Below are 13,337 nucleotides of genomic sequence, written 5' to 3'. Positions count from 1 at the left end.
CGTCAACAGAGGAGAGACATTCCATGACCGCCCCGTCCGGTTTAAAGGTCCACCCCGAACTCGTCCCGTATCTGAGCTCGTTGGGGCCGTTCTCCGATCCGTACGAGGACATCGCGGCGACCCGTGCGAGGTTCGACGCGCTGCTGGCCGCGTATCCCGCCGACCGCTCGGGCGTGCGCAGCGAGCGCTACGACGTCCCGCGGCCGGACGGCAGCGCGCTGACCGTCGAGGTCTACCACCCGGAGCCCGGCGAGGCCCCCGTGTCCACCGGGCCGCTGCCCGCCGTGCTGCACCTCCACGGCGGCGGCTTCGCCATCGGCCGCTCCCTCCCCGGCCAGGACCGGACCGCGATCGGGCTCTGCCGCCGACTGCCCGCCGTGGTCGTCGCCGTCGAGTACCGCCTCGCGCCCGAGCACCGCTGGCCGTCCGGTGTGGAGGACTGCTACCGCGCCCTGGAGTGGACGGCCGCGCACGCCGCCGAACTGGGCATCGATCCCCATCGCATCGCCGTGCACGGCAAGTCGGCGGGCGGCGGGCTCACCGCGGCGGTCGCGCTGATGGCCCGCGACCGCGGGGGCCCGGCGATCGCCTACCAGTCGATGTGCATTCCGGACGTGGACGACCGGATCGCCGACGAGCCCGTCCCGGCGGACGCCGACGGGGACGCCGGGGACGTTCCGCCGGACCCGCGCGTGGACACCCTGCGGCTGGTTCGGCTGGCGTGGCGGCACTACCTCCCCGAGGGCTCGTTCGCCCAGGAGCGGCGGCCCGCCCCGGACGCGTACGCCTCGCCGGCCCGGGCCGCGGATCTGTCGGGCCTGGCGCCGGCGTACCTCCTGGTCTGCGACCTCGACGCGCTGCGCGACCGCGGCCTGGCCTACGCCCGGCGCCTGATGGACGCGGGGGTGCCGGTGACGGTCCACAACGTGCCCGGCGCCTGGCACGGCTTCGAGCTGTCCGCCCCCGGCACCCGGCTCGCGAGAGAGATGACGGCCCACTGGACGGGGCATCTGAGGGCGGCGTTGCACGGGCGGTTCTAGGTCGGATCCCTACCGTCCGCCCTGTTACTCGGGCTGCTCGGGGCGTGTGTCGTTCTCCTCGCGGGGGTGCTCTTCGAGCTCCCGGCCGGCCACCGCCGGGAGCAGGCCGCGCGTGAGGCGGGTCATCGTGGCGACCAGGACCTCGCGCGGGGTCCCGGGGCGCTCCAGCCACCACAGCGCGAGTCCGTAGAGGGAGCTGCGGATCGCCTCGCCGAGCGGCTCCAGTTCGGCCTCGGGGAGGCCGGGGGCGACCTCGCGCAGCAACCCGATGTCCGTCTCCCGCTGCCGGCGCTGGAGTTCACGGTGGAACGCCTGCACCTCGGGGTCGCCGGTGGTGTCGCGGAACATCATCCGCCAGGTGTACGGGTGGCTCTGCACATGCCCGAACCAGGCGTCGTACACCGCCTCCAGTCGCTCGGCCACCTCGCCCTCGCCGTGGAGGAGTTCGCGGACGGGGGCGGCGGCCAGTTCGTCGCGGTGGCGCTCCAGCAGGGCGAGGTGCAGCTCCTGTTTGGAGTCGAAGTGGCGGTAGAGCATCGGCTTGCTCAGGCCCGCCTCGGCGGCGATCTCCCCGATCGTGGTGCCCGCGAAGCCGCGCTCCGCGAACAGCCGGGCGGCCGCGTCCTCGATCCGCGTCCTGGCCTCCGCGCGGGCGGCGCGGTTCCGGTCGATCTCGTTCATCGAGCAGGTTGGACGCAGGTCAGGTGCGGTCGGACGCAGGAGCAGCACGGACGGACACGGGGGCTCGACATGATCATTTCGGTACATCTCGCCGACATCGGCGCTCGCGGCACGCGCGCCGTGCTCGGGCGGTCGCCGCGGCCGGGCGCGGTCCCGGGGCTGCGGTTCGCGGCCACCACCCTCACCGGCGCCATCGCCGCCGGGCCGCCCAGGGTCCGTCCCGGCCGGGCCGCGCTGCTCGCGTCGTGGGACGACGACGCCGCGCTCGGCCGCTTCCTCGCCGAGGATCCGCTGGCCCGGCGCCTGGCCGGCGGCTGGCTGGTGCGGCTGCGGCCGGTGCAGGTCCTCGGCGCATGGAGCCGGATGCCGGTCGAGGCCGACCCCGGCGCCACGCCGACGGACGAGGACGGGCCGGTCGCCGTGCTCACCCTCGGCTCGCTGCGGCTGCGCCGCGCGGTGCCGTTCCTGCGCGCCAATTCCCGTGCCGCCGGGCGGGCGGCGGCCGATCCCTCGTTGATCGCCTCCGCCGCCCTGGCCAGACCGCCCCGCTTCGTCGCCACGTTCTCGATATGGCGCAGCGTCTCCGCCATGAGCCGCTACGCGTACGGGACGGCGCACCCACAACACCGGGAGGTGGTGGCGGAACACCGCGCCGTGCCGTTCCACCACGAGGCCGCGTTCGTCCGCTGCCGCCCCTACGGCGCCCGGGGCCTGCTCGACGGGAGGGAGCCGATAGCGGCAGCCGCCGCTGGGCCACCCACGGCCTAAACTCGCCGGGTAGGGGCCGTCCGCGGGCGTACGGCCGCCGCCCGGGCCCTTGGGCCGTCCGAGCCGCGAAGGGACCAGCGTTGGCCGACACCGAAGGGGCAGAGGACGCCCCGGACGCGAGCGAGGCGCCGGCGTTCAACGCCTTCCTCGGTGTGTCCACCGCCGACAGCGCCCGCGGCTTCCGCGCGGACATCGCCTTCCTGTCCGCCTCCGCGGTCGACGACGGCCACTGCTACCACCGGGCGCAGGAGAACGTCCTGGTCAACCGCGCGCTGATGGCCGCCGCCCGGCGCAAGGTGCTGCTGGTGGACCACTCCGAGTTCGGTCGTCCGGCGCTGTACGAACTGGCACCGCTGGCCGACTTCGATCTCGCCATCTCCGATGAACAGCTTCCCCAGGAGGAGCAGGAGGCGCTTCAATCCCTGGGAGTGCGTTACGAGTTGGCGACGGAGGGGAGTCTGCGGGCATGAGCGTCAGCAACGACGACCACGGCAGCAGCACCGATCGCGGCAGCGACGACGGCCTGGAGCGGGTGAACCCGCCGCATCTCGCGCCACCGACCGGTTTCAGCCACGCCGTGCGCGTCACCGCCCCCGACACGCTGGTGTTCCTCGCCGGGCAGACCGCGCTCGACGGCGCGGGGCGGATCGTCGGGGACGGCGTCGTCGCGCAGTTCGAGCGGGCGCTCGGCAATCTGCTGGAGGTGGCGGCCGCCGCCGGCGCCGCCCCCGCCGACCTGGTCAAGCTCACCGTCTTCGCGGTCGACGTGGCCGACTACCGCCGGCACGCCAGGGAGCTGGGCCGGGTGTGGAAGCGCCTGGTCGGCAGCGACTTCCCGGCGATGGCGGTCATCGGCGCCACCCGCCTGTGGGACGAGACGGCGCTGGTGGAGATCGAGGGCATCGCGGTGGTGCGCAGGCGCGGCCCGGCCGCTCACCGCCCGTAGGTCGCCACCAGCGCCTCGGCGTCCGCCGCGGACAGCGTGATCCCGAACTCGGCGTCCAGCAGGGCCGGGATCTCCTCCGGCGCGACCTCGCGCACCTCCCGCGACCAGTCCGGCCGGGTCCGGGTCAGTTCCCGGCCGACCAACGTGCGGCGCAGCCCGTTCCCCGGCTTCTGCACCACGATCCTGCCGGTGAACGGCGAGCGCGGGTGAGTCGATATGTAGTGGTTGAAGACGGCGTAGTCGACCGGGAAGCGCTGCTCGGTCCCGAAGGCGTACAGGTCGAACCAGCCGTCGTCATGGAGCGACCGCAGCACCCACGCCTCGGTCTCCTTCTCCCGGACCAGGCCGAAGGTCCAGGGGCCCTGCCGGTCCTCGACGCCGTCCCGCAGCGGGAGCGGGGCGAGCAGCGCCTCGCCGCCGAATCCGACGTCGGTGATCCAGTCCGTGCCGTCCAGCTCGACCTTCAACAGGGCGTGGGTGACCGGGCGCACCTTGTCGTCGCCCATCCGGATCCGCGCGCCGAGGCCGGAGACCCGGAAGCCGAGGCGCTCCAGGGCGGCCGCGTAGAGGAGGTTCTGCTCGTAGCAGTAGCCGCCGCGTCGCTGCCGGACCATCTTGGCCTGCAGCGTCTCCAGGTCGAGCGGGATCGGGCGGCCCAGCACGATCTCGATGTTCTCGAAGCCGATGGCGTCGCTGTGCGCGGCGTGCAGCGCCCGCAGCGTCTCCAGGGTCGGCCGCCGGTCGCCCGCGTAGCCGACGCGCGCCAGGTACGCGTCCAGATCGAGCCGCTCGCCGCCCCAGCTGGCTCCGGTCATGGTGCCTGTCCCCCTTCATCGTGGCGTCCCCCGGTTCGGGAGGCCGCAACGGAGCCTACGAGACACCGACACCGCAACGTATCGGCCAACGGGACGACGCCACGCCACGGCGGGCCCTAGGACCTGCGGCTGAGCTACGGAGCGGCCGGGCAATTCGGGAGCCCGAACGACCGGGCATCCCGCCTCCCGCCGTCCTTGCTCCCCGCCCGCCCCGCGTCCTCTCACCCGCGCCCGCGCGCCGTCCCCACCGGATCCGGCTTGAACGCCCAGGTCATCTTCGGCTCCACGGCGAAGCGGAAGATCCGCTGCACCGGCGGCGTGCACAGCAGCGTGACGAGCGTGCCCGCGGCCAGGGTGAGCAGCACCTGCCCCCAGGGCGTGTGCAGCCAGGGGTTGTCGTACCAGTGCCAGAAGCGCGAGCCCTTGGCGAGGAAGCCGTGCAGCAGATAGCCGTAGAGGGTGCCGGCGCCGAGCGCCGTGAACCACATCCGACGGCCCGGCACCCAGGCGAAGAAACAGGCCACCAGCACCAGCGAGCAGCCGAACATCGCCAGGGTCATCACCACACCGCTCCACCAGGGGGCGCCCAACTCCTGTGCGCTGTCGCGGTGGTAGAACCACGCGGCGTTCATCCGCGGCGCGGCCCAGTAGGCGAGGACCAGCGCACCGGCGACGACCGGCAGCGCGGCCAGCCGGACCTCCTTGCGCCGCAGCAGCTGGAAGTGCTCCGGCCGCAGGTTGAGCCCCAGCACGAAGAACGGCAGGAACTGGAGCACCCGTTGGAGGTTGAGATCGTCACCGATCTCCGGTGAGACGGACGCCAGCACCGCGATGACCATCGCGAGCGGCAGCGGCCAGCGCACGATCTTCCACAGCGGGGTGGTCAGGCGCCAGACGAAGAGCGCGACCAGGAACCACGTCAGGTACCACGGCTGGAGCAGGGTGATCGGATAGTCCGGGTCGTGGTCCGCCCAGCGCTTGAAGAAGGTGTAGGCGACCTCGAAGAGGACGTACGGGACGGCGACGCCGGTGATCAGCCGTTGCAGTCGGTCCCGGCGCATGTCGAAACTGCGCGAGAAATAGCCGGAGATGATGATGAAGGCCGGCATATGGAACGCGTAGACGGCGATGTAGAGCGCCGCCGCCGACCGGCTGCCGGAGCGCAGCGGCTCCCAGGAGTGGCCCATCGCCACCAGCACGATGGCCAGGTACTTCGCGTTGTCGAAGAACGCGTCGCGGGTGGGGGGCCGCGGTTCGGTGGTCGCCGCCGGGCCGGCGCCGGCCCGGCCCGCGCGCCCCTTGGCGTGCCGCCCGCTGCCGCTGCCGCCCACCGTCGGCCCGGGCGGCGCCGGCACGGGCGTCGAGGACGCGGGGATCGTCGCCGTGGACAGCCCGGCCCGGCCCGGCCCCCCGACCGCCCCCGCCCCTGCGGGCGGGTCCTGCGGCGTCGGCCGCGGCGCGGGCAGCGGCACCCGCCGCTCGCCGGACGCCGGAAACTCGTGCGTCAACGGCCCTCCCGGAACGCGCCGTCGAAAGGAGCCGGACGCCGCGAAGCCGTGCGCTCCACAATGGAACCCACGGGCCGAATTCGGCGTCTTAGTTTATTTACGGCGATCGTCGCGTCGAACATCTCTGGCACCTTAGCCGCGGCGACGGAATCCCGTAAATCCCGCCCGGCCGTGCCCGCCCACCGGATCGCCGCCCTTCACCGCACCTTCACCGGAGCCGGGCGAAATCCCGCAAATTCGGGCGGGAGATTACACCCGTCGGCCCTGGACGAGCGGCCGCGACTCCGGAACTCCCGAAAAAACCACCCGCCGCGAACACCCGAACAATCAGGGGCTCGTCGATCAATCGGGGGCTCAGTCGATGACGCCTTCCACGCCCCGCGCCCGCACCGCCCGCACACTCGCCTCCGTCCCCACGTCCCACGCGAAGATCTCCAACTGCCGGCCGTGTGGGCCCCGTAGCCCGTGCACCGCCCGGGCCCAGCGCGAACCGACCTCCGCCATACGGGGATTGATCTGATCGGCGAACCGCGCATAACTCCGCAGCCGGCTCAGCGGCGGCCGCCCCAGAATGCCCGTACGCACCTCCGGCATCAGCCGGTGCACCCGCCGCACGCAACGTACGCAGAAGCTCTGGATCACCAACCGACCACGGATATGCGCGCGGTCCAGCCAACCCAGCGCCCGCAGTTCGCGAAGCGCCTGCGCCTCGATTCCCGGATATTCCTCGGGCGCCTTGAGCTCCAGCAGCAGCCCCTGCCGATTACGGTCCAGCCGGTGCAGATAGTCGGCGAGCGTGGGCACCCGCTCGCCCGCGAACCGTTTCCCGAACCAACTCCCCGCATCCAGCCGCGCGATCTCCGCCGCGGTGAAATCCCCCACCCGCCACGGCGCCCGGTGCGGGAACACCTTCGCGGCATCGGTGGTCCGGGTGAGCGTGGTGTCGTGCATCACGATCAACCGCCCGTCCCTGGTCCGCTGCACGTCGTTCTCGACCCACAGCAGACCCCGGCGGTGCGCCGCGTCGACGGCCGCGAGGGTGTTCTCCGGCGCGTAGCGCGACGCGCCCCGGTGGGCGATCACGAACGGGGTGCCGTGCTCCTGCGGCAGCCTCACGAACGTCCCGCCCCGGGTGGCCAACTGCTGCCGCCCCTCCGGGCCGGACGCCAGCGCCGACGAGGCCACGGTCACCGTGACGAGGAAAGCGAACGCACCGGACGCGGCCCGAAACGGCCGACGGATCCGCACCGATCTCCCAAGCACGCGGAGCCTCCAGGTCGCTCGGCCGCAGACGCTGCCGTCTGCGTCAGGTACGCCCCCTAGGGCCCGCAGCCGCCCTGCCTCCCGACCCTGCCTCCAACCCGCCCCCACCGCCACGCGGGGCGCCCCGCCGCACGCCCTTCCCGCCCGCCTTTTCCGCAGGTCAACCCCTTCGGCGGCGGCTCCCCGGGGAGGCGGCCATCCGAGCGGACCGGGCAGGGCCCCGGGCGCGGGAGGACGGGCCCTCGCCGCACCCCTCCGCAGGCGGAAGCGGCTGAACTACGATGCGAAGGTGATCAATTCCCTCACCACACCGTTCGGTCGCTTCGACGCGGCCTGGCGCGCGATCGAGCGTCCCGAGCTGGTGGCGGACCCCACCGCCGCGGCCCTGCGCGGGTGGGCGGGCGCCGAGCCGGCGGAGTCCGTGCTGGTCGTCGACACCGATCCGGAGAAGGCCGACACCGCCGCCTTCTGCGAGACCTACGACGTGCCGCTGGACGCCTCCGCGAACTGCGTGATCGTCGGCGCCAGGCGCGGCCAGGAGGTCACCTTCGCCGCCTGTGTCGCGCTGGCGACCACCCGCGTCGACGTCAACAAGACCGTCCGGAAGCACCTGGGTGCCCGTAAGGCCAGCTTCGCGCCCATGGAGACCGCCGTCGCCGAGACCGGCATGGAGTACGGCGGCATCACTCCGCTCGGCCTGCCGGCGGACTGGCCGGTACTGGTCGACGAGGCGGTCGCGGCCAGCCCGTACGTGCTCATCGGCAGCGGCCGGCGCCGCGGCAAGCTCATCCTCCCCGGCCGCTTCCTGGCCCAGCTGCCGCGGGCCGAGGTCCTCCCCCGGCTGGCCGGCTGAACCGGGCCGCCACCACCACCGGCCCACTCGTCACCCCGGTGCTGCCCGTCACCACCGACCCACCCGTCACCACAGTCCCGCCCATCACCACAGTCCCGCCCGTCGCCGCCGAGGAGCCCGCGGCGACACCGGGCACGCCCCACGCCCCGGGCTCCGCACTTCCGGAGGCCCTGCCATGCCCCAGCTCACCTACGACGAGGTGAAGTCCGCGGCCGCCCGTATCGCCGGGCAGGTCCGGCCGGTGTCCCTCGCGCCCGCGGACCCGGATCCCACCGGCGCCCGGGTGTGGTTCGCCTGCGAGTTCATGCAGCACACGGGCACCTTCAAGGCCCGCGGCGCGGCCAACTTCACCGCCGCGCACAAGGAAGCCGGCACCATGCCGGAGGCCGGTGTCGTCATCGCCTCCGGTGGCAACGCCGGGATCGCCTGCGCCTGGGCGGCGGCCCGGCACCACGTCCCCGCCAACGTGTTCCTGCCGCAGACCTCCCCCGCGGTGAAGGTGGCCGGGCTCCGGGCCCTCGGCGCGCAGGTGCACCAGGTCGGGACGGAGTACTCCGAGGCCCTGGAGGCGTCCCGCGGGTACGCGGCCCGGACCGGCGCGCTGGAGTCCCACGCCTACGACCACCCCCTGATCGCCGCCGGGGCCGGCACCCTCCTCGAAGAGGTCGCGGCCGCGCTGCCCGCGGTCGACACGGTCGTCGTGGCGGCCGGCGGCGGCGGGCTGTTCGCCGGCACCGCCGCGGCCGCGGACCACCGCGGCATCCGGACCGTGGTCGTCGAACCGGAGCACTCCCGGGCGCTGAACGCCGCGCTCCGGTCCGGGGCCCCGGTCCCCGTCGAGGTCCGTTCCGTCGCCGCCGACGCCCTGGGCGCCCGCCTGGTCTCCCAGGCCGCCCTGGACTGGGCCCGGCACCCCGGCACCCGCTCGGTCCTGGTCCCCGACGACGCGATCGTCGACGCACGCCAACAGCTGTGGGACGCCTACCGCATCGCCGTCGAACCGGCCGGCGCCACTGCCCTCGCGGCCCTGCGGTCCGGCGCCTACTCCCCCGCCCCCGGCGAGACGGTCTGCGTCGTCCTGTGCGGGGCGAACACGGACCCGGGCGACCTCGTCCGACGGTAGGCGCCCGCACGGCCGACCGGCTCGGTGCGCGACGCCCGCACCGCCGACCGGCTCAGTGCACCGGTCGACCTCCCACACCGGCACCTGCACCGTCGGCGTCACCGTCACCGGCCCGGCGGAAGGTCGCGTACAGCACCGGGGTGGTGTACGCGATCGTGCCGTGCCGCGCGGCCGCCTCATGGCAGGCGTCGCGGTAGCGCCGCGCCCCTCCCGCACCGAGCGCCGCGGTCGCGTGTTCCGGCAGCGTCAACGCCCCGGTGTCCCGCTCCCGCAGATGCGCCTCGACCTCGGCCTGGCCGCGCAGTCGGCGGACGGTGTCCTCGACCACCGCGCGCTCGGCCAGCAGTCCGGTCCGCGCGGCCGCCGCCCACAGCCGTTCGGGCGCGAAGACCTCGGCGGCACCCGCCCTGGCCCGTGCCGCAAGCGCGGACAGCTCCGCCGGGACCGGCCCGCACAGGCGGACGTGGTACCGGCGGCGGGCATGGACCGGCAGACTCACGGACAGCCGGCCACCGGGCCGCAGCACCCGCGCCGCCTCCCCGAACGCCCGAGGCCCAGAACAGGGCCAACCGGCCCTGGAAATCCGCCTCATGACACGCCCCGACATTCACGATGGCAACGCGACCCACCGAAAGATCCCGGGCACGAGCTGCACCAGCGCGGTGGCGCCTCCACCGCCGCCCGGACCCTCGGCCGGGGCGTGCAACGGGCCGCCCCGACGACATCTGAAGCCCGCACGCACCCGACACCACCAACACATCCCCGAAACCAGAAACCCCGGCTCAGAAAAATCCGAGCCGGGGTCCCAACTGAGCCGCCTTCGGGATTCGAACCCGAGACCTACGCATTACGAGTGCGTTGCTCTGGCCAACTGAGCTAAGGCGGCGTGGTGCGCGGCCCAGTCTACACAGGAGCGGGGGTGCTCTGTACTCGGTTCCGGAGGGGCTCGGTGGAGGTGGGGGCGGGTGTGGGGCGGGTCACGTGCAGCGCTTGCCCTTGGCGGGCGGGGTGCCTTCGAGGAGGTAGGTGTTGATGGCGGTGTCGATGCAGTCGCTGCCGCGGCCGTAGGCGGTGTGGCCGTCGCCGACGTAGGTCAGGAGGGTGCCGCTGGAGAGCTGGGCGGCCAGGCCCTTGGCCCAGGTGTACGGGGTGGCCGGGTCGCGGGTGGTGCCGACGACGACGATCGGGTCGGCGCCCTTGGCCTCGATGCGGTGGACCGTGCCGGTGGCCTTGACCGGCCAGTAGGCGCAGCTCAGGGCGGACCAGGCGAAGTTGTCGCCGAAGACCGGGGACGCCTTGCGGAAGCCGGGCAGGGCGCCGCGGACCTGGTCGGGGCCGGTGAAGGGAGCCGGGAGGTCGAGGCAGTTGACGGCCGGGTTGGCGTACATCTGGTTCGCGTAGTGGCCCGAGGCATCGCGTTCGTAGTAGCTGTCGGAGAGGGCGAGCAGCCCGCGGCCGTTGCCGGCCCGGGCCTGGGCGATGGCCTTGCGCAACAGGGGCCAGGCGCCCTGGTCGTACATCGCGGCGATGACGCCGGTGGTGGCGAGGGACTCGGTGAGCTTGCGTTCCTGGCCGGTGTCGATCGGGTGGGCGTCCAGCTTCTTGAAGAGGGCGGAGAGCTGCCGGCCGGCGTCCTCGGTGCTCTTGGTGCCGAGCGGGCAGTCCTTCTTCTTCACGCAGTCGGCGGCGAACGCGGTGAAGGCGGTGTTGAAGCCGGCGGCCTGCTGGAGGTTGATGGCGCGGGAGTCCAGCGACGGGTCCATCGCCCCGTCGAGGACCAGGCGGCCGGAGCGGGACGGGAAGAGGCCGGCATAGGTCGCACCGAGGAAGGTGCCGTAGGAGGCGCCGACGTAGGTCAGCCGCTTGTCGCCGAGGGCGGCGCGCAGGACGTCCATGTCGCGGGCCGCCTCGATGGTGGAGACGTGCGGCAGCAGCTTGCCGGAACGGGCCTCGCAGCCCTTGGCGAAGTCGCGGTCGGCGGTGACGAGCTGGTCGACCTCGGCGGGGTTGTCGGGGGTGGTGTCGGTCTGGGTGTAGCGGTCCATCTGGGCGTCGGTGAGGCATTCGACCGGTTCGCTGCGGGCCACCCCGCGCGGGTCCATGGCGACCATGTCGTACCGCGCGCGGACCGCGGCCGGCTGGGGCGCGTACTGCTGGAGGTAGTCGATCGCCGAGCCGCCGGGGCCGCCCGGATTGACCATGAGGGAGCCGAGCCGGGCCCCGGGGCCGGTGGCCTGTTTGCGGGCCACCGCAAGCTTCAGGTCGGTGGCCGGGTCGGGCTTGGTGTAGTCCAGGGGGGCCTTCATCGTGGCGCACTGGAAGCCCGCCACACCGCAGTCGTGCCAGCTCAGCTCCTGGTCGTAATACGGGCGGAGTTCGGCCGGGATGGCCGCGGGGAGCGGCGCCAGGGGGGTGGCGGACGCCGGGAGGTCGGCGCCGGCCTCCGTGGAGTGGCCCGACGAACCGGCGCCACCGGGTGCGGACGACGTTCCCGACGAACAGCCGGAGATCAGCAGGGCGAGGGCCGCGGTGGCAGCGGCGGCAGCGGTCGTGGTGGAGCGGAACAGGCGGCTGGGCGGCATGGCGGTCCCTTGGTGTCGGTCCCAGGTGGGGGTCTTCCCGGTGGTGGCCTGTGTGGCGTTCCTGGCGGCGGTGGCTCCTCGGTGCGGTGTGCTCCTCGGCGGTGCGCTCCCGGCTTCCGGCTCCCGGCGTCCCGACTCCTGCCGGACCACCTACGGATTTTCCGGGTCACCTACGGAGCGTATCCATAGATCAACGATCCGTGCGCGGTGGTCAGGCGGGTGGTGAGCCGACGGTGGGGCCCTCAGCCCGCCCGGAGCGCGACCGTCATGGCCTCGACGGCGAGCAGCGGCGCGACATTGCGCTCCAGGGCCGCCCGGCAGGCGATCACCGCTTCTATGCGGCGCAGGGTGCGCTCGGGGGTCGAATTGCCGGCGATGCGCCGGAGGCCGTCGCCGACCTCGTCGTTGGCGAGCGGGACGGTGGCACCCATCTGGAGGGCGAGGACGTCGCGGTAGAAGGCGGTGAGGTCGACCAGCGCGAGGTCGAGGCTGTCGCGCTGGGTGCGGGTGGCGCGGCGCTTCTGCCTGTCCTGGAGCTCCTTCATGGCGCCCGCGGTGCCGCGGGGCAGCCGGCCCCCGGTGCCGGCCGCGGCGCCGAGTGCGGCGCGCAGCTCCTCGGTCTCCTTGGCGTCGACCTCCTCGGCGACCTGCTTGGCGTCCTCGCCGGCGGCGTCGATCAGCTCCTGTGCGGCCTTGAGGCAGCCGCCGATGTCGTCGACGCGGAGCGGGAGCTTCAGGACGGCCGCCCGGCGGGCCCGGGCCCGCTCGTCGGTGGCGAGCCGGCGGGCCCGGTCGATGTGCCCCTGGGTGGCGCGGGCGGCGCGGGCGGCGGCCTCCGGATCGATGCCGTCGCGGCGGACGAGGACGTCGGCGACCGCGCCGACCGGGGGCGTGCGCAGCGAGAGGTGACGGCAGCGGGAGCGGATGGTGGGGAGGACGTCCTCGATGGAGGGGGCGCAGAGGAGCCAGACCGTGCGGGGGGCGGGCTCCTCGACGGCCTTGAGCAGGACGTTGCCCGCGCCCTCGGTGAGGCGGTCGGCGTCCTCCAGGACGATCACCTGCCAGCGGCCGCCGGCCGGGGAGAGCGAGGCCCGGCGGACCAGGTCGCGGGTCTCCTTGACGCCGATGGAGAGCAGGTCCGTGCGGACGATCTCGACGTCGGCGTGGGTACCGACGAGGGTGGTGTGGCAGCCGTCGCAGAAGCCGCAACCGGGGGCGCCCCCGAGGGCGCGGTCCGGGCTGACGCACTGGAGGGCGGCGGCGAAGGCGCGGGCGGCGGCGGCCCGGCCGGATCCGGGCGGGCCCGTGAACAGCCAGGCGTGCGTCATCTGGGAGCCGGTCCGCTCCGCCGCGGCCCCCGGCTCGCCGGACGACGCCTCGTGGGCCGCGGTCCCGGCGGCCACGATGGCGTCCGCGTCGCGTGCGGCCGCGGCGAGCTGCGCCGTCACCCGCTCCTGGCCGACCACGTCGTCCCATACCGCCATCGCTGCTGCCGTCCTGTCCGTTCCGCGTGTGGTGCGCGGCGGGCGCCCTGGGGCGCGCCCCGCGCGGGTACTGCTCGGTCGCCGCTCGGCCGCACGGACCGTGCCGCGGCGGGGCGGGTCGGTCGGTCGGCCCGGACGCGTCGGTCACGCCCGTCCGGCACGCCCGTCCGCCGCACCTGCCCGTGACGCCCCGTGCCCTACCCATTGTGGTGCAACCCACCGACAATCCGTCCCGCGCCGGGGGTGGACGCACGAACGGCCGTGGCCGCAGCGC

General features: G+C 73.9%; 13 protein-coding genes and 1 tRNA gene. 6 read left to right on the top strand and 8 right to left on the bottom strand.

Annotated elements, in window-relative coordinates; all coding sequences use genetic code 11:
• Positions 1–23 precede the first annotated feature (23 nt).
• The gene (locus tag K2224_RS08255) at positions 24–1,040 is read left to right on the top strand and encodes an alpha/beta hydrolase (protein WP_221905951.1); all 1,017 of its coding nucleotides are present in this window, start codon (positions 24–26) and stop codon (positions 1,038–1,040) included.
• Positions 1,041–1,064: 24 nt separating this feature from the next.
• Here K2224_RS08255 and K2224_RS08250 read toward each other — a convergent pair whose 3' ends face one another.
• The gene (locus tag K2224_RS08250) at positions 1,065–1,721 is read right to left on the bottom strand and encodes a TetR/AcrR family transcriptional regulator (RefSeq protein WP_221905950.1); all 657 of its coding nucleotides are present in this window, start codon (positions 1,719–1,721) and stop codon (positions 1,065–1,067) included.
• A 69-nt stretch (positions 1,722–1,790) separates the two neighbouring features.
• Here K2224_RS08250 and K2224_RS08245 point away from each other — a divergent pair, with 69 nt between their 5' ends.
• The 3 genes from K2224_RS08245 (at position 1,791) to K2224_RS08235 (ending at position 3,435) form a co-directional block, all read left to right on the top strand.
• Positions 1,791–2,489, top strand: coding sequence for a spheroidene monooxygenase (locus tag K2224_RS08245; RefSeq protein ID WP_221905949.1), 699 nt, complete (start codon positions 1,791–1,793; stop codon positions 2,487–2,489).
• An 80-nt stretch (positions 2,490–2,569) separates the two neighbouring features.
• Complete coding sequence (locus K2224_RS08240) at positions 2,570–2,959, top strand: hypothetical protein (protein ID WP_260692393.1); 390 nt, start codon at positions 2,570–2,572, stop codon at positions 2,957–2,959.
• Complete coding sequence (locus K2224_RS08235; protein WP_221905948.1) at positions 2,956–3,435, top strand: RidA family protein; 480 nt, start codon at positions 2,956–2,958, stop codon at positions 3,433–3,435. Before K2224_RS08240 ends, K2224_RS08235 begins: the two co-directional genes overlap by 4 nt.
• Here the strand turns inward: K2224_RS08235 and K2224_RS08230 are convergent.
• The 3 genes from K2224_RS08230 to K2224_RS08220 form a co-directional block, all read right to left on the bottom strand.
• Positions 3,423–4,250 (bottom strand): arylamine N-acetyltransferase, encoded by an 828-nt coding sequence (locus tag K2224_RS08230; RefSeq protein WP_221905947.1) that lies wholly within the window; start codon positions 4,248–4,250, stop codon positions 3,423–3,425. The genes K2224_RS08235 and K2224_RS08230 overlap by 13 nt on opposite strands.
• A 221-nt stretch (positions 4,251–4,471) precedes the next feature.
• The gene (locus K2224_RS08225; RefSeq protein ID WP_221905946.1) at positions 4,472–5,758 is read right to left on the bottom strand and encodes an acyltransferase family protein; all 1,287 of its coding nucleotides are present in this window, start codon (positions 5,756–5,758) and stop codon (positions 4,472–4,474) included.
• A gap of 354 nt (positions 5,759–6,112) precedes the next feature.
• A complete protein-coding gene (locus K2224_RS08220; RefSeq protein WP_221905945.1) occupies positions 6,113–7,006 on the bottom strand; it encodes a glycerophosphodiester phosphodiesterase family protein in 894 nt (297 codons plus the stop codon).
• Positions 7,007–7,310: 304 nt separating this feature from the next.
• On the opposite strand from K2224_RS08220, the gene K2224_RS08215 reads away from it, so the two are divergent.
• Both K2224_RS08215 and K2224_RS08210 read left to right on the top strand, forming a co-directional pair.
• On the top strand, positions 7,311–7,874 hold the full coding sequence (locus K2224_RS08215; protein ID WP_221905944.1) for a YbaK/EbsC family protein: 564 nt from the start codon (positions 7,311–7,313) through the stop codon (positions 7,872–7,874).
• 175 nt (positions 7,875–8,049) lie between these two features.
• Positions 8,050–8,997, top strand: a complete 948-nt coding sequence (locus tag K2224_RS08210; RefSeq protein ID WP_221905943.1) for a serine/threonine dehydratase — start codon at positions 8,050–8,052, stop codon at positions 8,995–8,997.
• Between the two features lie 52 nt (positions 8,998–9,049).
• On the opposite strand, the gene K2224_RS08205 is transcribed toward K2224_RS08210, so the two are convergent.
• From K2224_RS08205 to K2224_RS08190, 4 genes are all read right to left on the bottom strand, one after another.
• The gene (locus K2224_RS08205; protein ID WP_221905942.1) at positions 9,050–9,496 is read right to left on the bottom strand and encodes a hypothetical protein; all 447 of its coding nucleotides are present in this window, start codon (positions 9,494–9,496) and stop codon (positions 9,050–9,052) included.
• A 313-nt stretch (positions 9,497–9,809) separates the two neighbouring features.
• A tRNA-Thr gene (locus tag K2224_RS08200) sits at positions 9,810–9,883 on the bottom strand.
• Positions 9,884–9,974: 91 nt separating this feature from the next.
• Positions 9,975–11,579, bottom strand: a complete 1,605-nt coding sequence (locus tag K2224_RS08195; RefSeq protein WP_221905941.1) for an alpha/beta hydrolase — start codon at positions 11,577–11,579, stop codon at positions 9,975–9,977.
• A 242-nt stretch (positions 11,580–11,821) separates the two neighbouring features.
• Positions 11,822–13,063, bottom strand: coding sequence for a DNA polymerase III subunit delta' (locus tag K2224_RS08190; protein ID WP_221905940.1), 1,242 nt, complete (start codon positions 13,061–13,063; stop codon positions 11,822–11,824).
• Positions 13,064–13,337 lie beyond the last annotated feature (274 nt).

Origin of the sequence: Streptomyces sp. BHT-5-2 (assembly GCF_019774615.1) — a bacterium.
Lineage (GTDB): Bacteria > Actinomycetota > Actinomycetes > Streptomycetales > Streptomycetaceae > Streptomyces.
The sequence above is the reverse complement of the archived record's forward strand: the minus strand, read 5'-3'. Positions and strand labels throughout refer to the sequence as shown.

Coding starts and splice junctions, on each gene's coding strand:
- K2224_RS08255 (WP_221905951.1), top strand. CDS start 24: ATGACCGCCCCGTCCGGTTTAAAGGTCCACCCCGAACTCGTCCCGTAT.
- K2224_RS08250 (WP_221905950.1), bottom strand. CDS start 1,721: ATGAACGAGATCGACCGGAACCGCGCCGCCCGCGCGGAGGCCAGGACG.
- K2224_RS08245 (WP_221905949.1), top strand. CDS start 1,791: ATGATCATTTCGGTACATCTCGCCGACATCGGCGCTCGCGGCACGCGC.
- K2224_RS08235 (WP_221905948.1), top strand. CDS start 2,956: ATGAGCGTCAGCAACGACGACCACGGCAGCAGCACCGATCGCGGCAGC.
- K2224_RS08230 (WP_221905947.1), bottom strand. CDS start 4,250: ATGACCGGAGCCAGCTGGGGCGGCGAGCGGCTCGATCTGGACGCGTAC.
- K2224_RS08210 (WP_221905943.1), top strand. CDS start 8,050: ATGCCCCAGCTCACCTACGACGAGGTGAAGTCCGCGGCCGCCCGTATC.
- K2224_RS08195 (WP_221905941.1), bottom strand. CDS start 11,579: ATGCCGCCCAGCCGCCTGTTCCGCTCCACCACGACCGCTGCCGCCGCT.
- K2224_RS08190 (WP_221905940.1), bottom strand. CDS start 13,063: ATGGCGGTATGGGACGACGTGGTCGGCCAGGAGCGGGTGACGGCGCAG.